21 protein-coding genes are annotated in these 24,428 nt (G+C 70.6%); 12 read left to right on the top strand and 9 right to left on the bottom strand.

The genetic code is table 11. The features are described from left to right. Positions 1 to 75: 75 nt before the first annotated feature. The 4 genes from KN815_RS07410 to KN815_RS07395 all read right to left on the bottom strand — a co-directional run bounded on the left by KN815_RS07410 (position 76) and on the right by KN815_RS07395 (position 5,655). On the bottom strand, positions 76 to 1,140 hold the full coding sequence (locus KN815_RS07410) for a 3-dehydroquinate synthase family protein (RefSeq protein WP_216340943.1): 1,065 nt from the start codon (positions 1,138 to 1,140) through the stop codon (positions 76 to 78). A gap of 76 nt (positions 1,141 to 1,216) precedes the next feature. After that, the gene (locus KN815_RS07405) at positions 1,217 to 1,411 is read right to left on the bottom strand and encodes a ferredoxin (RefSeq protein WP_208517530.1); all 195 of its coding nucleotides are present in this window, start codon (positions 1,409 to 1,411) and stop codon (positions 1,217 to 1,219) included. Between the two features lie 42 nt (positions 1,412 to 1,453). After that, positions 1,454 to 2,647, bottom strand: coding sequence for a cytochrome P450 (locus KN815_RS07400; RefSeq protein ID WP_216340942.1), 1,194 nt, complete (start codon positions 2,645 to 2,647; stop codon positions 1,454 to 1,456). Positions 2,648 to 2,817: 170 nt separating this feature from the next. Next, positions 2,818 to 5,655 carry a helix-turn-helix transcriptional regulator gene (locus tag KN815_RS07395; protein ID WP_216340941.1) on the bottom strand — a complete coding sequence of 946 codons (2,838 nt, stop codon included), beginning with the start codon at positions 5,653 to 5,655 and terminating at the stop codon, positions 2,818 to 2,820. A gap of 811 nt (positions 5,656 to 6,466) precedes the next feature. Between KN815_RS07395 and KN815_RS07390 the strand changes: the two genes are divergently transcribed. Together KN815_RS07390 and KN815_RS07385 are read left to right on the top strand one after the other, a co-directional pair. After that, positions 6,467 to 7,180 (top strand): HAD family hydrolase, encoded by a 714-nt coding sequence (locus KN815_RS07390; RefSeq protein WP_216340940.1) that lies wholly within the window; start codon positions 6,467 to 6,469, stop codon positions 7,178 to 7,180. A gap of 174 nt (positions 7,181 to 7,354) precedes the next feature. After that, positions 7,355 to 7,996, top strand: coding sequence for a TetR/AcrR family transcriptional regulator (locus KN815_RS07385; RefSeq protein WP_216340939.1), 642 nt, complete (start codon positions 7,355 to 7,357; stop codon positions 7,994 to 7,996). A 12-nt stretch (positions 7,997 to 8,008) separates the two neighbouring features. Here KN815_RS07385 and KN815_RS07380 read toward each other — a convergent pair whose 3' ends face one another. Further along, a complete protein-coding gene (locus tag KN815_RS07380; protein WP_216340938.1) occupies positions 8,009 to 9,490 on the bottom strand; it encodes an LVIVD repeat-containing protein in 1,482 nt (493 codons plus the stop codon). A 192-nt stretch (positions 9,491 to 9,682) separates the two neighbouring features. Between KN815_RS07380 and KN815_RS07375 the strand changes: the two genes are divergently transcribed. From KN815_RS07375 to KN815_RS07365, 3 genes are all read left to right on the top strand, one after another. Continuing rightward, positions 9,683 to 10,360: a DUF305 domain-containing protein gene (locus KN815_RS07375; protein ID WP_216340937.1), complete on the top strand. Its 678-nt coding sequence runs from the start codon at positions 9,683 to 9,685 to the stop codon at positions 10,358 to 10,360. Positions 10,361 to 10,570: 210 nt separating this feature from the next. Then, entirely contained in the window at positions 10,571 to 11,914 is a 1,344-nt protein-coding gene (locus tag KN815_RS07370) for an FAD-dependent oxidoreductase (RefSeq protein WP_216340936.1), read from the top strand. Positions 11,915 to 12,104: 190 nt separating this feature from the next. Beyond that, positions 12,105 to 13,511, top strand: a complete 1,407-nt coding sequence (locus tag KN815_RS07365; RefSeq protein WP_216340935.1) for a nucleobase:cation symporter-2 family protein — start codon at positions 12,105 to 12,107, stop codon at positions 13,509 to 13,511. On the opposite strand, the gene KN815_RS07360 is transcribed toward KN815_RS07365, so the two are convergent. Both KN815_RS07360 and KN815_RS07355 read right to left on the bottom strand, forming a co-directional pair. Next, on the bottom strand, positions 13,425 to 13,808 hold the full coding sequence (locus KN815_RS07360; protein ID WP_216340934.1) for an ArsR/SmtB family transcription factor: 384 nt from the start codon (positions 13,806 to 13,808) through the stop codon (positions 13,425 to 13,427). The genes KN815_RS07365 and KN815_RS07360 overlap by 87 nt on opposite strands. Before the next feature lie 91 nt (positions 13,809 to 13,899). Next, complete coding sequence (locus KN815_RS07355) at positions 13,900 to 14,979, bottom strand: NADH:flavin oxidoreductase/NADH oxidase (RefSeq protein WP_216340933.1); 1,080 nt, start codon at positions 14,977 to 14,979, stop codon at positions 13,900 to 13,902. Positions 14,980 to 15,197: 218 nt separating this feature from the next. Between KN815_RS07355 and KN815_RS07350 the strand changes: the two genes are divergently transcribed. From KN815_RS07350 to KN815_RS07330, 5 genes are all read left to right on the top strand, one after another. Continuing rightward, positions 15,198 to 16,286 (top strand): WD40/YVTN/BNR-like repeat-containing protein, encoded by a 1,089-nt coding sequence (locus tag KN815_RS07350; protein WP_216340932.1) that lies wholly within the window; start codon positions 15,198 to 15,200, stop codon positions 16,284 to 16,286. A gap of 108 nt (positions 16,287 to 16,394) precedes the next feature. Next, the gene (locus tag KN815_RS07345) at positions 16,395 to 17,072 is read left to right on the top strand and encodes a uracil-DNA glycosylase (RefSeq protein ID WP_216340931.1); all 678 of its coding nucleotides are present in this window, start codon (positions 16,395 to 16,397) and stop codon (positions 17,070 to 17,072) included. Between the two features lie 39 nt (positions 17,073 to 17,111). Beyond that, on the top strand, positions 17,112 to 17,933 hold the full coding sequence (locus KN815_RS07340) for an LURP-one-related family protein (RefSeq protein WP_216340930.1): 822 nt from the start codon (positions 17,112 to 17,114) through the stop codon (positions 17,931 to 17,933). 31 nt (positions 17,934 to 17,964) lie between these two features. Continuing rightward, entirely contained in the window at positions 17,965 to 19,137 is a 1,173-nt protein-coding gene (locus KN815_RS07335) for an N-acetylglucosamine kinase (protein ID WP_216340960.1), read from the top strand. 261 nt (positions 19,138 to 19,398) lie between these two features. After that, positions 19,399 to 20,397 (top strand): sirohydrochlorin chelatase family protein, encoded by a 999-nt coding sequence (locus tag KN815_RS07330; RefSeq protein ID WP_216340929.1) that lies wholly within the window; start codon positions 19,399 to 19,401, stop codon positions 20,395 to 20,397. A 100-nt stretch (positions 20,398 to 20,497) separates the two neighbouring features. On the opposite strand, the gene KN815_RS07325 is transcribed toward KN815_RS07330, so the two are convergent. Further along, positions 20,498 to 21,532 carry a lactonase family protein gene (locus KN815_RS07325; RefSeq protein ID WP_216340928.1) on the bottom strand — a complete coding sequence of 345 codons (1,035 nt, stop codon included), beginning with the start codon at positions 21,530 to 21,532 and terminating at the stop codon, positions 20,498 to 20,500. Positions 21,533 to 21,684: 152 nt separating this feature from the next. Here KN815_RS07325 and KN815_RS07320 point away from each other — a divergent pair, with 152 nt between their 5' ends. Together KN815_RS07320 and KN815_RS07315 are read left to right on the top strand one after the other, a co-directional pair. Next, a complete protein-coding gene (locus KN815_RS07320; RefSeq protein ID WP_216340927.1) occupies positions 21,685 to 22,365 on the top strand; it encodes an HAD family hydrolase in 681 nt (226 codons plus the stop codon). A gap of 66 nt (positions 22,366 to 22,431) precedes the next feature. After that, complete coding sequence (locus KN815_RS07315; protein WP_216340926.1) at positions 22,432 to 23,373, top strand: D-alanyl-D-alanine carboxypeptidase family protein; 942 nt, start codon at positions 22,432 to 22,434, stop codon at positions 23,371 to 23,373. Between the two features lie 95 nt (positions 23,374 to 23,468). Here KN815_RS07315 and KN815_RS07310 read toward each other — a convergent pair. Next, on the bottom strand, positions 23,469 to 24,428 hold a 960-nt coding region (locus KN815_RS07310), incomplete at its 5' end, for a DUF1996 domain-containing protein (RefSeq protein WP_216340925.1).

Below are 24,428 nucleotides of genomic sequence, written 5' to 3'. Positions count from 1 at the left end.
CAACCCCCTATCGAGTCCGTGCGCCCCTAAAACGCATGTGGAGAAAGGTCTCGGTGGTCCGGATACCGTGCGGCATCACCATGCGGGCGCGCGGGGCATCGCCGCGAGGGTGGTACTGACGGTGTCCTCGGGGATCCCGCGCACCAGTCCGGGTCCCTCGGGGCCGTCCAGGACGAACGTCAGCCCATCGGTGGCCTTCTTGTCCAGGCGCATCAGCTCCACCAGCTCGGACACCGAGACATCCGGCGGCAGCCCGGTCGGCAGGCCGTAGCGGGATACGACGTCATGGTGCTCGGCGACCCGCTCCGGGCCGATGCGCCCCAGCGCGCCGGCGAGCCGGCCGGCGAAGACCGTGCCGATGGCCACGCCCTCGCCGTGGCGCAGTGCGAACCCGGTGGCACGTTCCAGCGCATGCCCCAAGGTGTGTCCGTAGTTGAGGAGGTGGCGCGGGCCACAGTCGCGTTCGTCCGCGGCGACGATGCCCGCCTTGAGCGTCACACTGGCCGAGATCTGGTCGAGCAGCGGCAGCCCGTCGAGGTCGGGCGCGCCGATGAAGTGGCAGCGGGCGATCTCACCGAGGCCATTGCGCCATTCCCGGTCGGGCAGGGTTTTCAGATGCTCGAGGTCGCAGAGCACGGCCGCGGGCTGCCAGTAGGCGCCGACCAGGTTCTTGCCCTCGGGCAGGTTCACCGCGGTCTTCCCGCCGACGCTCGCGTCCACCTGGGCGAGCAGCGAGGTCGGCACATGTACGACCGGGGTGCCCCGGTGGTAGAGGGCGGCGGCCAGGCCCACCGTGTCGGTCGTGGTGCCGCCGCCACAGGACACCACCACATCCGAGCGGGTCAGTCCGAATCCGACGAACCGGCGGCACAGGTCCGTCACGGCGGCCAGGTCCTTGGCCTCCTCCCCGTCGCGGGCGGGCACGACGAGCGAGGGCACTCCCGGGTCGGGGGTCTGCCCGGCGGGCCGCGCGGTGACCACCACCGCCCTGCGCGCGCCCAGGGCGGCCACCACCTGTGGCAGCAGCCGCTGCACACCGTGGCCGATGTGAACGGTGTAGGAGCGTTCGGCCAGCCCGACGGTGACCTGCCGGGCAGGGGACGCGGAGCCGGCGGCCGAAGTGGAAGTCGACGTGGTCAAGACTGCCTTCCCTTCGCTGACGCGGCCCCGGCGAGAAGCCGTCTCGCCGGGGCCCGAATCGGGTGCGGAGCCGTTTTCAGTCCTCGACCGCGATCGCGGCGGCCGGGCAGAGGAACGACGCCTCGGCGACGCTGTCGCGCAGTGCGAGCGGCGGCCGCGCATCCAGCAGGACCACGGTCCCGTCCTCCTCCCGCTGGTCGAAAACCTCCGGCGCCGCCAGCGCGCAATGCCCGGCCGCGCAGCACTTGTCCTGATCCACCGAGACCTTCACCATCGTGTTCCCCTCATCATCCTTCTGTCATCCGTTCCGCGGTCACCAGGCGACGGGCACACGGGCGACGCCGAAGTTCATCGACTCGTACAGAAACGCCAGGTCGTCGAGCGGGACCTCCAGGCGCAGCGTGGGCAGCCGGCGCAGCAGGGTCTCCAGAGCGATCTGGAGCTCGACCCGGGCGAGGGTCTGCCCCAGGCACTGGTGCACGCCGAAGCCGAACGCGACATGCTCGCGGGCGTTGGGCCGGCTCAGGTCCAGTTCGTGGGCGTCCGCGAAGTGGGGGTCGCGGTTGGCGCTGGGCAGGTTGATGATCACCCCTTCACCGGCCGGGATGAGTACGCCGCCCACCTCGACGTCCTCGACGGCCACCCGTCCGGTGCCTTCCTGGACGATCGTGATGTACCGGAGCAGTTCGTCCACCGCGTTGCCCATCAGCCCGGCATCGGCCCGCAGCCGGGCGAGCTGGTCGGGGTGGCTCAGCAGCAGGACGGTGGACAGGGCGATCATGTTGGCGGTGGTCTCGTGCCCGGCCAGCAGCAGCACCAGGGCGGTGGCGACCACCTGCTGCTGGGTGAGCCCGCCCGTCGGCTCCTGGTCGACGATGAGCCGGCTGAGGAGGTCGTCGCCCGGGTCGGCGCGCTTGGCCGCGCACATCCGGGAGACGTAGTCCACCATGACGCCGAGCGCGGCGCCCATCTCCTCGGCCGACGCGGTGAAGTCCATGACGCCCTGCGACGCCTGCTGGAACTCCGCGAAGTCGGCGTCCGAGACCCCCAGCATCACGCCGATCACCTGGGACGGGAGGGGAAAGGCGAAGTCGGCCACCAGGTCGGCCGGCGGGCCCTGGGCGATCAGCCGGTCCAGGAGGCCGTCGACGATGCCCTGGATCATCGGCCGCATCGCCTCGGTGCGCCGGATGGTGAAGTTCGCGGTGAGCATGCGGCGGATCCGGGCGTGCTCCGGATCGTCCATCCTGCCGAGGTTGAACACCTCGGCCGGCACCTCGAACTTCACAAAGCGGGGCATCGCCTTGTGTGTGCCGTCGGCGCTGAACCTGCTGTCGCCGAGCGCGGCCCGTGCCTCGTGATAGCCGGTGACGAGAAACGGGGTGCTGCCGTCCCACATCCGCACTCGCGTGACGGCGGACCGCTCGCGCAGCTCCTCGTATCCCGGCGGGGGTGAGAACGGGCATGCAGCAGCCCGCAATTCGGGGTAGTCGCGTATCTCGTCCATGCCTGTCCGTCCCGTCAGTCGCTTCGTCGCCACCACTGCGCCGCCACCACTGCGCCGCCCTACGGATGGACAAGTCTGGTCCGCGCACCCGCTCCCCACTCCCCTAACCACTCCCCTATGCCCCCTTGGCTTGGGCGCGGGTATCCCGCCGTGCCCCGGCGGCAGGACGCTCAGCAGGAGGACGATCCGGTGGCGCCGATGAGCTGCCACAGTCGACGCGAAAGCTCCTGCCGATTTCCGACCGAGAGCTTGCGGTAGATGCGGGTCAGATGCTGCTCCACGGTGCTGACCGTGATGTAGAGGCTCTTGGCGATCTGCCGGTTGGACATCCCCGACGCGGCCAGGGTCGCCACGCGCCACTCGGCCTCCGAGAGAACGGGCTGCTCCGCGCCTTCTGCCGAGGCGGCGGGTTCCGACTCCTCGGGCTCCCCGGTATCCCCGGCGGCTTCCGGCAGTCGCGCGTCCGCGGGGCTCTCGGCGCCGTCCACCACGAGGTCCCGGCGGCTCTCGTGCTGGGCGCTGATCCCGCACTCGTCCATCAGCTTCTGCGCCTCATGCCAGGTGGCGCGGGCCTGCTGGGTTTCCCCGGTGCTGAGGAAGTCCTGGCTGAGCTCGGCGAGCGTACGGGCGAGTTCGAAACGGTCGCCGTGCTCGCGCAGACACTTGGCGGACTGATACAGGAGCAGCCTGCGCTTGTCCGGGTCTTCGGCCATGGCCAGAACGCGCAGCGCCCGGCCACGGGTGCTCAAGGGGCGGTCGGGCGACAGCTCGAGTTCCTCCAGGGCGAGTCTTTTGGCCTCCGCAGGCTCCTGGACATGCAGATACGCCTCGGCGACGTCGATGCGCCAGGGCGCCAGGGCGCCGAAGTCCACGGGCCACTGGTCCATCAGCATCCCGCTCACCATGAAGTCGTTCAGCGCCGCGTAGGGGCGGTTGGTGGCCAGGCAGTACTGCCCACGGGCCCGGAGGTACTCCAATCCCACAACGCTGTCGAACATTTCCTTCGGCACCCAGTAATGCAGATATCGCTGGGCCTCATCGAGTCTGCCGATGGCGGTGTGGGCCGCCACCAGAACGGAGAGCGGCAATCCGATGGCGACGCCCCAGCCGCGCGGCGGGATGGACTTCAGCGCGGTGCCGGCGAGATCGATGGCCGAGGTGAAGTCCCCATGGCGGCATCTGATGTAGGCACGCATGGACAGGGCGACGGCGCCGGGCGTCTTCATGTTCAGGTTGTCGGCCGCGGTGAAAAGCGCGCCGCACAGCCGGTCCGCCGTTTCCGCTTCTCCTCTCGCGGCCAGTGCCCAGACCATCCGGCAGGCGTATGCGTAGGCGAACCAGAAGTGGTTGGAGGGCGACAGCAGATGCATGGTGTCGGGAGAGAAGTCGGCTACCTGCCGGGGATCCTGGAAATGCCCGATCTCCATGCCCAGTTCGTCGGCGGAGAGCTGAAGACCGTGCTCCAGGTTGGCCGCCCACAGTCCGTCGACTTCCCCGTCCGAGGAAGCCTGGTCGGGGAAGTCATGGATCAGGGTCGGTTTGAGGAAGGCGGCCCACTGCCGGGTCACCCGCAGAGCGGCCATGCTGGACGCGTTATCGGTGCCACCACCGCCCGACAGCCACTTGAAGGCTTCTTCCCCGTCGCTGAACCGGCCGAACCAGAGCACCATGAAGAGCAGGAAGCACAGATACTGTTCCGGGATGTCCGCGGGGAATTCCTCCCGTATCGCGGCCATCAGGCGGTCCAGTTCGGGTTCGGCGGTCGCCGGATTGCTGGACCATAACGCGCCGACCAGCGCCATGAGAATGTCCATGTGCTCCCGCCGGCCGAGGTCCGCGCGGGCGGCGAGCCGCAGGCCGGCGATCGCCTCCTCCGTACGGCCGTGGTCGAGATTCTTCTGGGCCGCGTGCCAGAGCACTGTGACGCCCTTTTGGTCGGGCGTTCTGTCGGCGGTGACCAGGAGTTCCGCCACCGCGATCGGATCGGCCCCGTCGGCATACAGAAGTTCGGCCGCTTTCGCGCTGAGCCGGGCCCGGTCCTCCGCCGACAGCGTCTCCAGCGTGATGAATCGCGCCGCGGGGTGCCGGAAACGCTCGTCCTCCAGCAGTCCCGCGGAGTTCATGACGGTGATGGCCCGGGTCGCGCGTTCCCGGCCGCAGGCGAGCAGACTGGCCACCCGCCACGGGCTGCCGTACCGGTCCAGCGCCGCGAGGGCCTGTGCCACCTGGAGCAACGCCGGATGGGACAACAGGCACCCGCGATAGGTCTCCTGGAACTCCGCGCCGACGGTCACATCCGTCTCCGACCCGCCCGCAGCGGCCTGGAGATGGTCCCGCAGCAGGGCCTTGACCAGCCGTGGGTTGCCACCGCTGACGGCGTGACAGGAGGCGCGGATCCGGTCGGCCAGGTCGGCGTCGCCGTGCCGCTCCAGCAGGTGTCCGACCCCGGATTCCGGGAGTGTATCGATCTTGATCTTGTAGAGCTCATGGAAGCCGTGAGTCCCGGCGCTCAACTGATGGCTCTGCCCACAGGTCATCACGACGAGCGTACGGGTGCCGGAGGCACGCCTGGCGATATGCAGCAGGCACATGAGGGAGGGGTAGTCGGCATGCTCGGCATCGTCAACCGCGATGATCAGTTGCTTGCCGCCCGCGATACGGTGCAGCACATCGGATATCTCTCGGACCAGGCTTCTCAGTATGCCGGGTTCGGCTTCCGAATACCGCTCTCCGGCGGTCCTCCAGCGCGCCACGACATCCAATTCGCCCGTGAACGCGGACGACCAGATGAGCTGTTCCACTATATTGAACGGGATCGCGGTGTCGTCCGCGAATCCCGAGGCCATAAGACAGACCGCGCCCGATTCGGCCGCCTGTTCCTTCAGACTGCCCAATAAGGAGGTCTTTCCGACACCGGGTCCCCCGGTCACTTGGAGAAGCCCGCCGTTTCCTCGTACTGCCATGTCGAGGACGTCGCGAAGCCCTAATTGATAATCTGTCAGTCCCATACTCATCAGTCCTCGCTGTGGGGGTGGGCGTCTGAGCGATGAGTTGATCTCCGCGGTCATCCCACCCTGCGGAGGAAGCCTTCTCTGACGAGACAGATAACCGCTGCGCCGACGGCGGCTGATTCCCTGATCTGGATCACCTCCGGTGGGAGCCCATGTCCTTGACGTTCATACAAGCAGAGTCACAACCGGAGCGAAACCGTCCACCGGCCATGATCAGCCACGGTTTCCGCCCCCGTGCGAACGTGCCCGGCTGAGCGGGCGGCCCCGTCCTCGCACCCCCGAAAAGGGCGGGATGCCGCCGGTGCGGGCGCGCAGGACAAATGCGATGTGCGGCATGCCGACGCGAATGCACCTCAGCCTCTGAACCGGTTATGGACCCGGCAGTATTCCTTACCCTGTGCAAAGCTGGTAGTTTACCAGCAGCCGCCCCGGCAGGCCGCCGCTCCACGCCCGTCCCAGCGGGCTCCGGAGCGGCAAGCGTCCCACCTGCGGCCATCCCCCGGTTGCCTCAAAGTCATGTCGCGCACCATTCCCGGCAACCTTCTCGCCCCTCAGCAGATAATGCCTGCCCCCGACTCGTCGCGGAGATACGGGGATTGACCCCTATAGGATCACCGCGCCGGCGCGACCATAAACGGCCGCCACCCCATGATTCCCCTAAATTCTGCGCCATGATTTGGCCGGGATTTATCTGCCTGCAAAACGGCCGAAAGGGGTGTGCCATGGACCGAACCCGGGACCGGCCCCGCGGCATACGATGCCGGAAGTCCTGACTGTTGGCCACATCAGAGACGAGGGAGCGTGAACTGTGACCGTCAAGGGCGCGTTGTTCGACTTCTCCGGGACGCTGTTCCGAATCGAGTCCACCGAGTCCTGGCTCCGTACGGTGCTGGAGCGGAGCGGGACCGCGGTCCCGGACGAGGAGGCCGTACGGTACGCACGGGGCCTGGAGGAGGCCGGAGCGCTGCCCGGCGGTGCCCCGCCGCGCGCGGTGCCGCCGCACCTGGCGGAGGTGTGGGCCGTACGGGACCGCAGCACCGAGCTGCACCGGGCCGCCTTCACCGGTATGGCCCGCGAGGTTCCGCTGCCCCGCCCCGAGCTGTACGACGCCCTCTATGACCGCCATATGGAGCCCGCGGCCTGGCGGCCCTACCCGGACGCCGCCGGGGTGCTGGCCGAGCTGCGCCGGCGCGGGGTGCGGATCGCGGTGGTCAGCAACATCGGCTGGGATCTGCGCCCGGTCTTCCGCGCCCACGGGCTGGACCCGCTGGTGGACGCCTATGCGCTGTCGTACGAGCACGGGGTCCAGAAGCCGGACCCAAGGCTGTTCCGGGCCGCCTGCGACGCGCTGGGCGTGGCCCCGGGCGATGCGCTGATGGTGGGCGACGACCGCCGGGCGGACGCGGGAGCGGCGGCCCTGGGGTGCCGGATCCACCTGGTGGACCATCTCCCGGTGGACCGGCGTCCGGACGCCCTGCGCGCGGTTCTCGGACTGCTGCCGGACGCCGCCGCGGCCCCCTAGGTCCCGCGGAACGGAGCCCGAAAAGGGATCCCGTGGGGCGAACCCACCGGTTCGGGCGATCCCCCCGTGTCGCCCGAACCGGCGGAGACATGCGGCGGCCCTGGCCGGATCGGCGGACAACCGAACGTCGCCTGAGTATATTGGCTGACAGCCAGCCAACGCAGGAGTTACAGCATGGTCCCCCGAAGCCCGTCGGTCAATGAGGAGTTGCGCCGCCGATCCCAGGTCCGTCTGCTGGAGGCGACGGTCGAGCTGGTCGACGAGCACGGCTACGAGGCGACCACCCTCGGCGATATCGCCGACCGGGCCGGAGCGGCCCGCGGCCTGGTCTCGTACTACTTCCCGGGCAAGCGGCAGTTGCTGCAAACGGCCGTCCACCGGCTGATGCATATGGAGCTGGCCCGGGGGCTCGAGCGGGAGCCGCGTCCGGAGGGCGCGGAGACCGGGCGGGAGCTGATGGCGCGGGCGATCGACGCGATCCTGGGGCTGGCCCGGGACCGGCCGCGGCTGATGCGCACGCATATGGCGGGGATCCTCACGGCCGAGGGCTTCATCCAGTGCCCCGAGCAGCAGCGGCTGGCCACTCTGCTGCGGGACACCGTCACCCGGTACGGCTCCGAGGACCCCGAGACCGACTACCGGCTGCTGCGCGCTCTGCTGATGGGCGCCGTGGTCGCGGTGCTGCTGCCGGGGGCGCCGATGCCGCCCGAGCGGCTGCGGGCGGAGCTGTTCCACCGCTACGGACTGGACTGGGAGCTCGGGCTCCCGCCGGGCGAGGAGCCGCCCGACGGGAGCCGGATGAGCACGCTGGAGTGAACGGACGTGCGCTCAGCGGTAGTCGGGCTGCGTCTGCGTGTTCAGCTCGCCCAGCCGGACCGACGCGGCGCTGTCGGTGCGCCGGTCGTGGATCTTCAGGACGTCGAAGCCCTTCTCGATGTCGTTGGAGTAGATGTAGCCGTTGTAGTAGTACGCGGACCAGGAGCCGCCGGTGATGAGCGAGTCGCTGGAGAGCGGCCCGCGCTCGAAGTATCCGATCTCCTTGGGCTTGTCGGAGTCGGTGAAGTCCCAGACGGAGACGCCGCCCTGATACCACGCCTGGACCATGATGTCGCGGCCCTTGGCCGGGATCAGCGAGCCGTTGTGGGCGACGCAGTTCTCGGTGTCGGCCTGGTGGCGCGGGATCTTGTAGTAGCTGCGGAAGACGAGCTTGCGCTTGTCGCCCTTGCCGACGATGTCGTAGATGCCGTCGGCGCCGCGGTCCTGGCCCACCTCGGTGTTGCAGGTCGCGGCGACGCCGCCGCCCAGCTCATCGGTGAACACGACCTTGGTGCCGCGCTCGTTGAAGGTCGCCGAGTGCCAGAAGGCGAAGTTGACGTTGTCCTCGACCCGGTCGATGACCCTCGGCTTCGCGGGGTCGGCGATATCGAGCAGGACACCGTCGCCCATGCACGCGCCCGCCGCCAGCTTCAGCTTGGGGAACGTGGTGAGGTCATGGCAGCCGGTGGTCTGCGAGACGCCCGGGTTGGTGGGCCCGCCGGGGTTTCCGCCGTCCGGGAAGAGCACGGGAAAGTCGATCACCGCGGCCTTCTCGGGCGTCTTACGGGGCACCTTGATGACGGAGATGCCGTCATGCGGGGGCTGGCAGTCCGGGAAGGTGGCGCTGGGCGCGTACGAGGAGACGTAGATGTACACGTCCTTGCGCTCGGGCACCAGGGTGTGGGTGTGCGAACCGCAGGAGGTCTCGACGGCGGCGACGTACTGCGGGTTCCGCTTGTCGCTGATGTCGAAGACCTTCATGCCCTCCCAGGAGGACTTCTCGGTCGCGGGCTGGGTGGTGCTGGTGCAGGAGTTGTCGCTGCGCGAGGAGTCGGTGGAGAGGAAGAGCAGGTCTCCTGAGACCGACACATCGTTCTGCGAGCCCGGGCAGAGCACCTGGCTCACGATCTTCGGGCTCTTCGGCCGGCTGATGTCGTAGATGACGAAGCCGTCGTAGTTGCCCGCGAAGGCGTACTTGCCCTGGAAGGCCAGGTCGGTGTTGATGCCCTTGAGGCCCTGCTTGGGGATGTTGATGAGGTGGCTGACATTGTCGCTGTGGACCACCTGGTCCACCCCGGGGATGTCGCCGTTCTCGATGGCGGCCCTGGCTTCCGACTGCTGACCCTTTGTCACCCGCTCCTTGTGCGGGGCGTCACCGGGGTCGGGCGTCGCGGCCGCCGGGCCCGCGGCCAGCAAGGTGGCCACCAGACCGAAGGCGGCCGCGGCCGCGCCGAGATATCTGCGCCGCTGCGGAGGTCTTTCCCACGGCTTCACTGCGTCCTCCCTTTGTCGCCGTCCCCGTTCGGAGTTGAGCGGTTGACGGACCGGAGGAAGTATCGCTCTATCCATGTACACCACAACAGGTAGCAACAAGTTCGTAAAGAGAATTTCCCAACGCGTCCGGCCCGGACGCGCCGCTGACGTGCTAAGACGGTCTGCGGATCCCAAACGCCCCAGGAGGCCACGGTGTTGAACCGCCGTACGACGCTCCACACCGCATCCCTCGCGACCGCCGTGGCAGCGGCCCTGGCACTCGTCCTGACCGGCTGTGACACGGAGAGCGGCGGCAAGGCCGACGCCGGAGCGGGCAAGGACGGGAAGCCCGCGGTGATCGCGCCGGGCAAGCCCGGCGAGGCGGCGAAGAAGCTGTCGGCCGAGGAGGCGGCGAAGGCGGGAGACGACGACTCCCCCAACACGGCCGACCGCTCCTACGTCCGCATGATGATCGAGCACCATGCGCAGGCCCTGGTGATGACCGACCTGGCCACCGACCGGGCCAAATCGGCGAAGGTCAAGCGGCTCGCGGAGCGCATCGCGGCCGGGCAGAAGCCGGAGATCGAGGCGATGCGCGGCTGGCAGAAGACCAACGGCGGCGCGCCGAAGGGCGACGACAGCGCCCATGAGGGCCATGACGCGAGAATGCCGGGGATGGCCACCGCGGCCGAGCTCAAGCGGCTGCGCGACGCCCGGGGCGCCGACTTCGACGCGCTCTTCCTCAAGCTGATGATCGCCCATCACCGGGGCGCGGTCTCCATGGCCACGGATGTGCTGGCCCAGGGGAACAACGTCCGGGTGGAGGAGATGGCGGGCGATGTGATCGCGCAGCAGAGCAGCGAGATCCGGCGGATGCTGCAAATGTCGTAGGCGGATATTCGTAGGCGGATCTCGCAGAGGGGCGTACGGGGGCGTACGGGCCGTTGCGCCGGTCTCGTCGAGCCGGGCTCGCGGCGCGGTCGCGGGCCCGTGGACCGGTGGCCGGGAGGCGTCATCCGGGCCGGTCCCCCGGCGCGTAGTACCGGACACGGCGCCCCGCCGGGTGGGATGCTGGAGACATCCTGCGGAAGGGGCTCCTTCGTGCTTCGCGTCGCGGTCGTCGGATCCGGGCCGAGCGGGGTGTACGCCGCCCAAGCGCTCGTCCAGCAGCAGGCTGCCCCGGAGGTGTCGGTGCATGTGCTGGACCGGCTGCCCTGTCCGTACGGGCTGGTGCGCTACGGTGTCGCGCCCGACCACGAGAAGATCAAGTCGTTGCAGCACACCCTGCGCGCGGTCCTGGAGCACCCCCGGGTCAGCTTTCTCGGCCATGTGCATGTGGGCCCGCCCCCGCTGGTGCCCGAGCGGCTGCTGGAGCTCTACCACGCGGTGGTCTACTGCGTGGGGGCGGCGACCGACCGGCGGCTCGGCGTTCCGGGCGAGGAGCTGCCGGGCAGCTTCTCCGCGACCGACTTCGTCTCCTGGTACAGCGCCCATCCCGACGCGACCGGCGACGCCTTCGCGCTCGGGGCGGGCTCCGCCGTCGTCGTCGGGGTGGGCAATGTCGCGGTGGACGTGGCGCGCATCCTGGCCCGCGGGGCGGAGGAGTTGCGGCCCACCGATGTGCCGCACGCCGCCCTCGGCGCACTGTCCCAGAGCCGGGTCTCGGACATCCATATGGTCGGCAGGCGCGGGCCGTCGCAGGCGAAGTTCACCACCAAGGAGCTGCGTGAGCTCGGCTCACTGACCGGCGCCGAGGTGCTGGTGCACCCCGAGGAGCTGGCGCTGGACCCGGGGTACGAGGACCCGTCGGGGCTGCCGGGGGTCAACCGGCGCAATGTCGAGGTGCTGCGCGACTGGGCGCGGCGCGCGCCCGTGGGCCGCCCGCGCCGGATCCATCTGCGGTTCTTCCTGCGGCCGGTGGCGCTGCTTGGCGAGGGCGCGGTGCGCGCGGTGCGCTTCGAGCGGACCGCGCCGGACGGGCACGGCGGGGTCGCGGGCACCGGGGTCTTCGAGGACATCGAGGCACCGCTGGTGCTGCGGTCGGTGGGCTATCGGGGGGTGCCGCTGCCGGGGCTGCCGTTCGACGAGGAGCGCGGCACGGTGCCCAACGCGGCGGGGCGGGTGCTGCGCGGCGGCCGGCCCTCGCCCGGGGAGTACGTGGCGGGGTGGATCAAGCGCGGGCCCACCGGGGTGATCGGCACCAACCGGCCGTGTGCGAAGGAGACCGTGGCCTCGCTGCTGGCCGACGCGGAGGCGCTCGCCGCCCGCCCGGTGGTGGCGGATCCGCTGCGGGCGCTGCGCGAGGCGGGGGTGGAGCCTGTGGAGTGGACCGGCTGGCTGCGGATCGAGGCGGCCGAGGAGGCGCTCGGGGCGGCGCTGGGGCGTACGAAGGTGAAGATTCCGGACTGGACGGGGCTGCTGGGCGCGGCGCGCGAGCAGGAGTGAACCGGGCGGGGCGCCGGTCGGGCTCCACCGGCGGTCCCCGGGTCCGCGCTGTCAGAGGGGTTGACACATGACGGCAACGCCCCTGAAATCAACAGATTGTTGAAGCCTTCTACGGTTGCGTCACCCTGACCCGTCACCCTGACCCGTCGCCCATCCCGCCGTCCATCCCGTCGCCGTGCGAGGAGCCGCCATGACGTCCGTACGCCCTCCCGTGTCCATACGCCATCCCGTGGACGAGGTGCCGCCGCCCGGCCGGCTCGCCGCCTTCGGACTTCAGCATGTGCTGGCCATGTACGCGGGCGCGGTGGCCGTGCCGCTGATCGTCGGCGGCGCGATGAAGCTGTCCCCCGCCGATCTGGCGTATCTCATCAACGCCGATCTGCTGCTGTGCGGTATCGCCACGGTCCTCCAGTGCGTGGGGCTGTGGCGGTTCGGCGTCCGGCTGCCGATCATGCAGGGCTGCACCTTCGCGGCGGTCACCCCGATGGTGCTGATCGGCACCGAGGGCGGCGGGCTGCGCGCGATCTACGGTTCGGTGATCGTGGCCGGGGTGGCGATGATCCTGCTGGCGCCGGTCTTCGGGCGGCTGCTGCGGTTCTTCCCGCCGCTGGTGACCGGCACGGTGATACTGATCATCGGCCTGTCGCTGCTGCCGGTCGCGGGCAACTGGGCGGCGGGCGGCCAGGGCGCGGCGGACTTCGGCGCGCCGAAGAACCTGGGCCTGGCCGCGGGGGTGCTGGTCGTGGTCCTGACCGTCCAGCGCTTCGCGCCCGGCTTCCTGAGCCGGGTCGCGGTGCTGGTGGGCATCGTGGCCGGAACGGCGGCCGCGATACCGCTGGGCTTCACCGACTTCTCCGGGGTGGGCGATGCCGACTGGGTCGGCGTCTCCACCCCGTTCCATTTCGGCTCCCCCACGTTCGAGACCCCGGCCGTGGTGTCGATGCTGGTCGTCGCGGTGGTGACGATGACCGAGACCACCGGCGACTTCATCGCGGTGGGCGAGATGACCGGGCGCCCGGTCGACCGGCGGCGGCTGGCGGACGGACTGCGCGCGGACGGCACCGCGACCGTGCTCGGCGGGGTTTTCAACACCTTCCCGTACACCGCCTTCGCGCAGAACGTCGGCCTGGTGGGGATGACCCGGGTGCGCAGCCGCTGGGTGGTGGCGGTCGCGGGCGGCATGCTGGTGCTGCTCGGGCTGGCCCCGAAGCTGGGCGCGGTGGTGGCGGCGATCCCGGCCCCGGTGCTGGGCGGGGCGGGTCTGGTGATGTTCGGTACGGTCGCGGCGAGCGGGCTGCGCACACTGGCCGGGGTGGATTTCCGGGACAACCACAACCTCACCGTGGTCGCGGTGTCGGTCGCCGTGGGGCTGCTGCCGGTCGGCGTACCGGGGATCTACAAGGAGTTCCCGAACTGGTTCCAGACGGTGATGGACAGCGGGATCAGCGCCGGATGCGTCACCGCGATCGCGCTCAATCTGCTCTTCAACCACCTGCCGGGCGGGCGGACTTCAGCCCCGGTCGCCGCCGAGGCGCCCCTCCTGGAGAGCCGCGGCGGCGAGGACGCTGTCGAGCAGACCGGGGAACAGCGCCTCTAGGTCCTCCCGGCGCAGCGCGTTCATCTTGGCGGTGCCCCGGTAGATCTGGTGGATCACCCCGGATTCGCGCAGCACCCGGAAGTGGTGGGTGGTGGTGGACTTGCTGACCGGCAGGTCGATGACCGAGCAGGTCAGCTCGGCGGACTCCTCGGCGAGCGTCCGCACCACCCGCATCCGCATCGGGTCGGAGAGCGCGTGCAGCACATCCTCGAGGCGGATCGCCTCACGCCGTGGGTGCTCCAGCGAGCGCCCCGTCGCCTGTGGCTGGGGCCCGGTCGGCGTGGTCTGCGTCTGCACGGCTGCTCCTCATCGCCTCGGTCCGTGACCTCCAGTATAGTTTGACGATCGGCGTACTATTTCGGGCCGGAGGGAACGGCGGCGGTCCGGGCTACCGGACCGCGCGGTGGTACTGGTCCGGGTTGCGCACCTGGCCGCCCAGTTCGCCCGCCGCGCGGCGGGCGAAGTAGGGGTCCCGGAGCAGCTCGCGGCCGAGCAGGACGGCGTCCGCCTCACCATTGGTGACGATCTTCTCGGCCTGCTCAGCCTCGGTGATCAGCCCGACCGCGGCCACCGGCAGCCCGGTCTCCCGGCGCACCCGCTCGGCGAACCGCACCTGGTAGCCCGGCCCCGTCGGAATGCGCACACCGGCGGCGTTGCCACCGCTGGAGACGTCGAGAAGGTCCACTCCATGGTCCTTCAGCAGGGCGGCGAGCCGGACGGTGTCCTCCGGGGTCCAGCCGTTCTCCTCCAGCCAGTCGGTGGCCGAGATACGGAAGAACAGCGGCAGGTCCTCCGGCCAGACCGCGCGGACCGCGTCGACGACCTCCAGGGCGAAGCGGACGCGGTTCTCGAAGGAGCCGCCGTAGCCGTCGGTGCGGTGGTTGCTGTGCGGGGAGAGGAACTCGCCGATGAGGTAGCCATGGGCGCCATGGACCTCGGCCACCTCGAAACCGGCCGCGAGCGCGCGCCGGGCGGCGTCCGCGAACTGGCGGGTGATCTCGCCGATCCGCTCCACGGACAGCTCGTCCGGCGCCGGGTGGCCCTCGTCGAACGAAATCGGGCTCGGCGCCAGCGTCTGCCAGCCTCCCTGGTCGGCGTCGAGCGGCGCACCGCCCCTCCAGGGAGCGTCGGTGGACGCCTTACGGCCGGCATGGGCGAGCTGGATGCCCGGGACGGTGCCCTGCCCCTTGAGGAATCCGACGAGCTTACGGAACGCCTCGACCTGGGTGTCGTTCCAGATGCCGAGGTCTCCGGGAGTGATGCGGCCCTCGGGGGAGACGGCCGTCGACTCGACCAGGATCAGCCCGGTGCCACCGGTGGCACGGGCGCCGTAGTGGACGAAGTGCCAGTCGTGCGGCACCCCGGGGCCCGCGTCCCCATCCGCGCTGTACTGGCACATGGGCGACATCCAGAGGCGGTTGGGGATGGTCAGCGACCGCAGGGTGAAGGGCTCGAAGAGGGCACTCATCAACGTCTCCGTTTCTCCTCGCGGGGCCCGGCCGGACCTCGCATTAGTACGGTAACCATCGTAGTACGACGATCGCCAAATTACGAAGCCCTTCGAATAAATGCGGACGCGCTCCCTCCGGTTGTCGGTGGCCGGGTGCAGACTCTGTGATGACGGACACACCCGCCTTCCCGCACCCGCACCCACACCCGCACCCGCACCCCAAGGAGTGAGCCGTCATGAACGATGTCCTGCTCGCCGTCGGCACCCGCAAGGGCCTCTTCCTCGGCCGCCCCGGCGGTCGCGGGGGCTGGGACTTCACCGGCCCCCACTTCCCCATGCAGGCGGTGTACTCCGTCGGCATCGACACCCGGGGCGACCGCCCCCGACTGCTGGCCGGAGCGGACAGCTCGCACTGGGGCCCCTCGGTCTTCCGCTCCGACGACCTCGGGGATAGTTGGCACGAGCCCGCCAAGCCCGCGGTGAAGTTCCCCGAGGGCACCGACACCTCGCTGGAGCGGGTGTGGCAGCTCCAGCCCGCCGGGCCCGACGAGCCGGGGGTGGTCTACGCGGGCACCCAGCCGGGTGCGCTCTTCCGCTCCGCGGACGGCGGGGAGACCTTCGCGTTCGTCCGCGGCCTGTGGGACCACCCGCAACGGCCGGAGTGGGGCGAGGGGTTCGGCGGGCAGGCCGTGCACACGGTCGTCCCCGATCCGAGGGACCCGCGGGCGCTCCTGGTCGCCGTGTCCTCCGGCGGGGTGTACCGCTCCGCGGACGGCGGGGAGAGCTGGGCACCGTCCAACAGCGGACTCAAGGCGGATTTCCTGCCGGATCAGTACCCGGAGTTCGGGCAGTGCGTCCACAAGGTCGCCCGGGACCCGGTCGACCTCGACCGGCTCTATCTACAGAACCACGGCGGGGTGTACCGCAGCGACGACGGCGGGGCGCACTGGGCCGAGATCGGCAAGGACCTCCCGGCGGACTTCGGCTTCGCGATCGCCGTCCATCCGCGCCGCGGCGGCGTCGCGTATGTCTTCCCGGTCAACGACGGCTCGGACCGCTACCCCCCGGGCTACCGCTGCCGGGTCTTCCGCACCGAGGACGCGGGCGCCACCTGGGAGGAGCGCTCCGCCGGGATGCCGGACGAGCTGCACTACGGGGTGGTGCTGAGGGACGCGCTGCGCACCGATGACGCCGACCCGGCCGGGGTCTACCTCGGCAATCGCAACGGCGAGGTGTACGCGAGCGCCGACGAGGGCGAGAGCTGGCGGCAGATCGCCCGCCATCTCCCGGATGTGCTGTGCGTCCGGGCCGCCGTGATCGGCTGAGCTTGATCGTGAGCGGGATCGGCCGAGAGTGATCGGCTGGGAGTGATCGGCCGAGAGTGATCGCGAGGCGGCACACGGCCACCCGCTGAGCCACTAGAGTGACGCGGTGTGGCAGCACGACCCTTGAATGAAATTGTGGAAGCGGGCTGGGCCAAGGCACTTGAGCCCGTCGGGGAACGCATCGCGGCGATGGGCGACTTCCTGCGGGCCGAGATCGCGGCAGGCCGTACCTATCTGCCCGCCGGGCCGAATGTGCTGCGCGCCTTCCAGCAGCCCTTCGACGAGGTGAAGGTGCTGATCGTCGGTCAGGATCCGTATCCGACGCCCGGACACGCGGTGGGGCTCAGCTTCTCGGTGGCGCCCGAGGTCCGGCCGCTTCCCGGCAGCCTGGAGAACATCTACCGCGAACTGCACACCGACCTCGGTCTGCCGCGCCCGTCCAACGGCGATCTGACGCCCTGGACCCAGCAGGGCGTCCTGCTGCTCAACAAGGCGCTCACCACGGCCCCGCGCCGGCCCGCCGCCCACCGCGGCAAGGGCTGGGAGGACGTCACCGAACAGGCCATCCGGGCGCTGGCCGGGCGCGGCCGCCCGCTGGTGTCCATCCTGTGGGGCCGCGACGCCCGCAACGTACGGCCGCTGCTCGGCAGCCTTCCGGCGGTCGAGTCCGCGCACCCCTCCCCCATGTCCGCCGATCGGGGGTTCTTCGGCTCACGTCCGTTCAGCCGCGCCAACGACCTGCTCGTACAGCAGGGGGCCCAACCCGTCGACTGGCGCCTTCGCTGACCCCATCGTTCCAGGTGGGCGAGAGGTAGTCTGCCCGCCATGACATCACATCCGAACACCCCTGCGGGGTGGTACGCGGACCCCCAGGGGACGCCGAACCAGTTGCGCTGGTGGGACGGTGCCCAGTGGACCGCGCATACGCACCAGGGCCAGCCCGGCCAGGCCGTTCCGACGCAGGCCGCCCCGCCCAACCCCAACCCCGCCAGGGTCCAGCACCAGGTGCGGCAGCAGGCGCATGTGGGGCCCACGATGGGTGGCGGCGGCACGCTGTTCACCGAACCGGTGCTGGTGGTGAACCAGAAGGCCAAGCTGATCGAGCTCACCAATGAGTACAGCGTCTTCGACCAGCAGGGGCGCACTCTCGGTTCGGTGGTCCAGGTCGGCCAGAGCGCGCTGAAGAAGGTCGCGCGGTTCGTCTCGAGCCTCGACCAGTTCATGACGCACAAGCTGGAGATCCGCGACGCCAACGGGCAGCCGCATCTGGTGCTCACCCGGCCCGCGAAGTTCATCAAGTCCAAGGTCGTGGTGACCCGCCCGGACGGACAGCCGGTGGGCGAGATCGTCCAGCAGAACGTCATCGGCAAGATCAATTTCGGTATGCACGTCAACGGCCAGCAGGTCGGCGCCATCAAGGCGGAGAACTGGCGGGCCTGGAACTTCGCCATCGTCGACCACGCGGACAGCGAGGTCGCCCGGATCACCAAGACCTGGGAGGGCCTGGCGAAGACGATGTTCACGACGGCGGACAACTATGTGCTGCAAATCCACCGCCAGTTGCCCGATCCGCTGCTGAGCCTGGTGATCGCCACGGCCCTGACCGTGGACACCGCGCTCAAGCAGGACTCGCGCGGATTCGGCTGAGCCGGTGGGCGACACGGTGCCCGACGATGCCATGCCCGACGATGCGGTGACGCATGTGCTCGGGATCGATTCGGGCGGTTCCGGCGTACGGGTGGCGGTGGCACGCGCCGATCCCCCCGGCTGCTCCGCGGAGCAGCCACCGGCCTGGTCCTCGTCACCGACTTGGTCCCCGCCACTGACCTGGTCCTCGGCCACGCCCGCCACCGTCGGCGACCGGGGCATCGACGCGGAGAGCCTGCTGGCGCGGGTCCTGCCCGCGGCCCGGGAGCTGCTGCGCGAGGCCGGTGCCCGGCGCCTCGGCGCGGTCTGTGTCGGCGCGGCGGGCATGGCCACACTCGGCGACGATCTGCGCGCCAAGCTTCCGGACGCGCTGGCAGACGCCTTCGGCGTACGGCGACTCGCCCTGGCGGCCGACGCGGTGACCGCCTACGCCGGAGCGCTGGGACAGCGTCCAGGCGCGGTGGTCGCGGCGGGGACGGGCCTGATCGCGCTGGGCGCGGTGCCCGAGGGCTTTGTCGGCGGGCTGGGCGGTACGTATGGCGAATCCGAAACGGGCGGTGCATCCGGCACGGGCGGCACATCCGGTACTGACGCGGCGGCTACGGACGCGACGGCCACAGGCACCACGGCCACGGGCGGCGACACTCGCTGGGCCACCGGCGGCTGGCGGCGCGCCGACGGCTGGGGCCATCTGCTGGGCGACTGCGGCGGCGGTGCGTGGATCGGCCGGGCGGGCCTGGAGGCGGCCATGCGCGCGTACGACGGGCGCGCGGGCGGCTCGAAGCCGCTGCTGGCCCGTCTGGAGGCCGTGTTCGGCCCCGCGACCGAGCTGCCGGGGCAGTTGTACCCGCGCCCCGACCGCCCCGCCGCCCTGGCCTCGTTCGCTCCCGAAGTGGGCCGGTGCGCCGGGGAGGATCCGGTCGCGGAGGCGATTCTGCGGGCGGCCGCCCGCCATATCGCCGAGGCCGCGGAGGCGGTCTGCCCCCGGCTTGAGCCGAGCGAGGTGGCGCTCACCGGCGGGCTGTTCCGCATGGGCGCGCCGCTGCTGACGCCCGTACGCGAGGAGCTGGCGGCGCGGCTGCCCGGGGTCCGGGTCACGGAGGCGGCCGGGGATCCGCTGGACGGGGCGCTGTGTGTCGCGGCGGCGCTGGCGGCGGACGGACTGCGGCTGCCCCGGGACCCTGCGCTGCTCAGCATCGTCTGAGCGCCGCCCAGTGCGGGCACGACGATCGTCTGAGCGCCGCCCCGTGCGGCCGCGACGAAGGGCTTCCAGCATGGGTATCCCATATGCGCGCCCAGTATGGGATCCCATGACCGGCAATTCCGGACACATGGTCGATTCTTCGAGCAAGTATGGCCGCTGAGCGCACATCACCACACAACACCAGTCGACAAAATGGGGCAGATGCCCCCAGTCCCACCCTCCCGAACAGCCGAGCCCATCGAGCGACTAACATGCGGCGCCATGAGCTCCCCCACAGGGCCCGCGTCCGGCCTGCCTGTACGAATGCCGCGTCCCCGCCAGCCCGGACGGCACCGCCGACCGGAGGCCGCCGCCGCGCCTCTCGGCGCGCCTCCGCTGGTGCTGGCCGTCCCGGGTGCCCCGAGCGACGGTGCCCGGCGCCTTGCCGAGGACCTGGTGAGCATCGCCCGCTCCGAGATGCCGGGGCTCGACGCTCAGATCGGTTTCCTGGACGGGGACGGACAGGAGTACCCGCAGCTCGAGGCCGTGCTCACGCGCGCCGCCCAGGAGAACCCCGAGCGTCTGCGGCAGGCGGCCGAGGCCGCCAAGGCCCTCGCCGACGAGGCGGCGGAGGCGATCGCCGCGGCCGAGGCCGCGGGCGAGGTCGTCGACGAGGTCCCGCTCGTCCCCACGGTCCCCACGGACGGTCCCGCGGCCGTCGTGGTCCCGCTGCTCGCGGGCCCGGACAGCGCACAGTTGCGCCGGATACGCCAGGCCGTGATGAGCAGCGGCTCGGCGGCCGAACTCACCGACGTCCTCGGCCCCCATCCGCTGCTCGCCGAGGCCCTGCACGTGCGGCTGTCGGAGGCGGGCCTGGCCCGCGCCGACCGCGCCCGTCTCTTCACGGTCGCGACGGCCGCGGACGGCATCATCCTGGCCACGGTCGGCGGTGAGGAGGCGGCCCAGGCCGGTGGCATCACCGGCATGCTGCTCTCCGCGCGCCTCGCGGTGCCGGTGATGGCGGCCGCGCTGGACGTGGACGGGGCCGTCCTCCGCGTCGCCGAGCAGTTGCGCTCGGCAGGCTCCGCCCGGCTCGCCCTCGCGCCGTATCTCATCGGCCCGGAGGTATCCGCCGAGCTGATCACGGCGGCCGCCGAGGAGGCGGGCTGCGCGGCGGCCGAGGCGCTGGGCGACTACCCGGCCGTGGGCAAGCTGGTGCTGTCGAAGTACGCGGCGGCGCTGGGCATCACGCTTCAGCAGGTGTCGCCGGCGATGCGCTGACACAACGCACGACGGAGCGACGCACGAGAAAGCGGGGGGCGGTGACCGTCGAGGTCACCGCCCCGCTCGTATCCAAGGGGCCCCTGTCCGCCCGGCGACGTCAGCCGAAGACCACGCAGGACGCCGCCGGGGCCGGGACCGAACCACCACGACGCGGCACCCCCGTCGAGGGGTCGACGTCGAACCAGGTGACATCGCCCGAGCGCTCATTGGACACATAGAGCCGACGGCCCGACGGGTCGAGCGTCAGATCGCGGGGCCAGTGGCCGCCACAGGACGTGGTGGTGACCAGCTCCATCCGGTCGCCGGGTGCGTCGAGGGCGAGCGTGGCGATGCTGTCGTGGCCGCGGGTGGCGGCCCATACGAAGCGGCCGTCCCCGGAGACCACGGCCTCGGCGGGATAGCACTCGACATCCGTACCCTCGGGGACCAGCGGCGTCTCGCCCAGCGGTTCGAGCACGCCGGACGCCGCGTCCCAGCGGCAGGCCGTGATCGTCGGATCGAGTTCGTTGATGACGTACACGCGGTCGCCACGCGGATGGAACGCGAGATGGCGCGGGCCGCTCCCCGGGCGCAGCCGGACCTCGTGGTGCGGACGCGGCCCGGGCAGCGCGTACACCTGGACCGCGTCGATCCCCAGGTCGACGGCGAGCAGCCAGCCCCCCGACGGATCGGGCGCCACCGCATGGGCATGCGGCCCCTCCTGCCGCTCCGGATCCGGTCCACTGCCCTCGTGCCGCGACACGGCCACCGGCTCCCCGAGCCGGCCGTCCGCCAGCACCGCCAGCGCGCTGACGCTGCCGGAACCGTAGTTGGCAGTCAGCAGCCGCCCGCCCGCGAGCGCGAGATGGGTGGGCCCCGCACCCCGCACCGGCACGGGCTCCCCGAGCAGCGCGGGCGGATCCTGTGTGACATCCAGCGCGGCGGCCGCCCCGTCCTCGGTCTCGCTCACCGCGTACAGCACGCGCCCGCCGGGGGCGAGCACCAGATAGGACGGGTTGACGACCGCATCCGTGGAGTTCCGGATCCGCAGCGCGCCGGTCCCGTCGTCGACATCCGCGACGGTGATCCCGGCCCCGCCCGCCAAAGTGAACGACCCGATATACGCCCGCAGCCCGCTCCCACTCGCGCCCACCGCACTGCCCTTCCGCCGACTCCGGTTCCGTTATCCGCTCGGCGCCGACGGTAACAGAGCGGTCTAGACCAACACGCCGTCATCTCCCTCCCACGCCGGGCACCGGAGGCTCCCCCGCGAGCACCGGGCCGAACTCTTGGCATGCTGTCCCCATGAACACCATGCCCGCCGTGATCTTCGATCTGGACGGCACTCTCGTGGACAGCGAGCCCCTCTACTACGAGGCGGGGCGGCGGACCCTCGAGCGGTACGGGGTCAGCGGCTTCACGTGGGAGGAGCACGCTCAGTTCATCGGGATCGGCACCCGGGAGACCCTGGAGACGCTGCGGGACCGGTATCGCATCGGGGCGCCCGTGGAGGAGTTGCTCGCCGTCAAGAACCGGCACTATCTGGAGCTGGCCGCGGCGACCGAGGCGTTTCCCGCGATGCGGGCGTTCGTGGAGCGGCTGAGGGCCGGCGGGCATCCGTTGGCCGTCGCCTCCGGTTCGTCGCGTTCGGCGATCGAGACGGCGCTCAAGGCCACCGGGCTGGACGCGCTGCTGCCGGTGTATGTGTCCGCGGAGGATGTCGGCCGGGGCAAGCCGGAGCCGGATGTGTTTCTGGCCGCCGCGCGGCTGCTGTCCGTCGGTCCGGGGCGGTGTGTGGTGGTCGAGGACGCCGGTCCGGGGGTGGAGGCGGCGCGGCGGGCCGGGATGGACTGTATCGCCGTGCCGTATGTGGCCGGGCCGTCGCCGGACGGTGAGCCGTTCGCCTCCGCCGGGCTGCTCTTCCGGGGCGGGCAGCCGGAGTTCGACGCCGAGCGGGCCTACGAGTGGGTCGCGGCGCAGGGTTGAGGCCGTGAGACCATGCGTCGCATGCCCGGATATTCATGGGCATGTCGTAGGAGAGACGGAGGGCGTATGGAAAGACGTGGGGGTAAGGCGATGCGCCGCCTGGGGACGGCGGTCATCGCCTCGGCGGCGGCCTTGACGGTCGCCGTACCGGCGAACGCGGCCCAGGCCACCGAGGCCAGGAGCGGCCCGTCGGGGGTCAGCGCCAAGGGCGCGTATCTGCTGGACAACAACACCAACAAGCAGCTCTGGGCCAAGGCGGCCGACACCAAGCGGCCGATGGCGAGCACCACCAAGCTCATGACGGCCGTCGTGGTGCTCGACACCCGGGGGCTCGATCTCGGCAAGAAGGTCACCGTCAAGCAGTCGTACATCGACTACACCGCCCGCGTGGGCGGCAGCAAGGCGGACCTGAAGAAGGGGGACAAGCTCACCGTCAAACAGTTGCTGTACGGCCTGCTGCTGCCGTCCGGCTGTGACGCGGCCATGGCGCTCGCGGACACGTTCGGCACCGGTGACACCACCGCCAAGCGCACCAAGTCGTTCATCGCGCAGATGAACAAGAAGGCGTCCGCGCTGGGGATGACCAAATCCCACTACGACACCTTCGACGGCATCTCGCAGGGCGGACAGAACTACACCACGCCCCGCGACATGGCCAAGCTGGCCAGGCACGCGCTGGGCAACGCCACCCTCGGCACGGTGGTCAAGTCGGTCGACACCATCCAGAAGGCCCCGGCCGCCAACGGCAGGACCAGGTCGTACTACTGGAACAACACCAACCGGCTGCTGGGCTCGTACAGCGGCGCGATCGGCATCAAGACGGGCACCGGCACCGCGCCCGGCAGGTGTCTCGTCTTCGCCGCGAAGCGTGACGGACGCACCGTCGTGGGCGTGATCCTCAACGCTCCCAAGCGGTATCCGGACGCGAAGAAGATGCTCGACTGGGCCTTCCGGTCCCACACCAAGGTGACCTGGCGTCAGTTGCCCAAGGGCACACCGCAGGACTGATCACATCGCATTGCTGATCCACGGCCCGCTTTTCCCGCGGGTGGTGCCCCGGCCGGATGGCCATCCGGCCGGGGCACCGGCCGTAGGGGCGGCGGTCAGCCGCACTTACGGCCGGTGTTGATGCACTTCACTGCCTTCTTCATCAGCGAGTTGGACATCACGTTGATGAAGTCGCCGTGGTCGGTCACCGGCTTGTGCAACTGCTCGGGGAAGCTGTCGACGGCGAAGAGCGAGCCGGGCGCGACCTTGTAGGTGATCCGCTGGACGAGCTGCGGGATGGCCTTGAACCCCTTGGCGCACGCGCCCTTGGCGTCCGCGAAGGCCACATGGGTGCGGTGGTTCGCGCTGTCGGCGTTCTTGCCGTCCCAGCAGCTCTGGAACTTGAACGTACGAACCACCTTGCTGCCCTTCGGGCAGAGCGGGTACTTGTCCTTGAGCTGCCGGTTCTCGAATCCGGTGCAGCTCCAGGAGGCGTTGGCGTTGGCCGTGCCGTTGGTGAACGCCTTGGCGTCGCCGGTGATGATGCGCAGGAACTTGGGCATCTCGACGACCTTGGCCACCGCGCTGCCACGGAAGCTGATGGACGCGGTCTCCGGGCGCAGGATCCGCCCCACATTGCCCTCGGTGCCGCCGCCGGGCTGGTCGGCGTCGGCCTCCTTCGTCCCGTCCTGCTGTCGCAGCACCGGCCAGTAGTGGGTGGAGCGGTCACCGTTGGTGCAGGTGGTCCCGGCGGCGGCGAGGCCGTCGTTGGTGGAGAAGGCGTCGGTGTCGCGGTTGCCGACGTAGTCGTGCATATGGTGGGCGCCGTTGCTCACGCCGGGGGCGACGATCACGTTGTCCGAGTTGAAGTGCTTGTTCTGGTTGCGGCCACAGCGCGATGAGAAGGTGCCGCGGGAGGCGTTGGCCCGCGTACGGGGGTTCTTGACGTTCGGCCGCACCCTGCGGATGTCCACGAAGTCCGCCTTCACCGGGCCGGACTGCGCCTGGCCACCCGCGGGCGGAGCGGCGGAGGCGGCGGGGGCGGCCGTTCCCGCGGCGGGGGTGGCGCCCGCCGG

The sequence above is a fragment of the Streptomyces niphimycinicus genome, from assembly GCF_018883605.1.
Lineage (GTDB): Bacteria > Actinomycetota > Actinomycetes > Streptomycetales > Streptomycetaceae > Streptomyces > Streptomyces niphimycinicus.
Note: the sequence above shows the minus strand (reverse complement) of the source record. Positions and strands in the feature narration are given on the sequence as shown.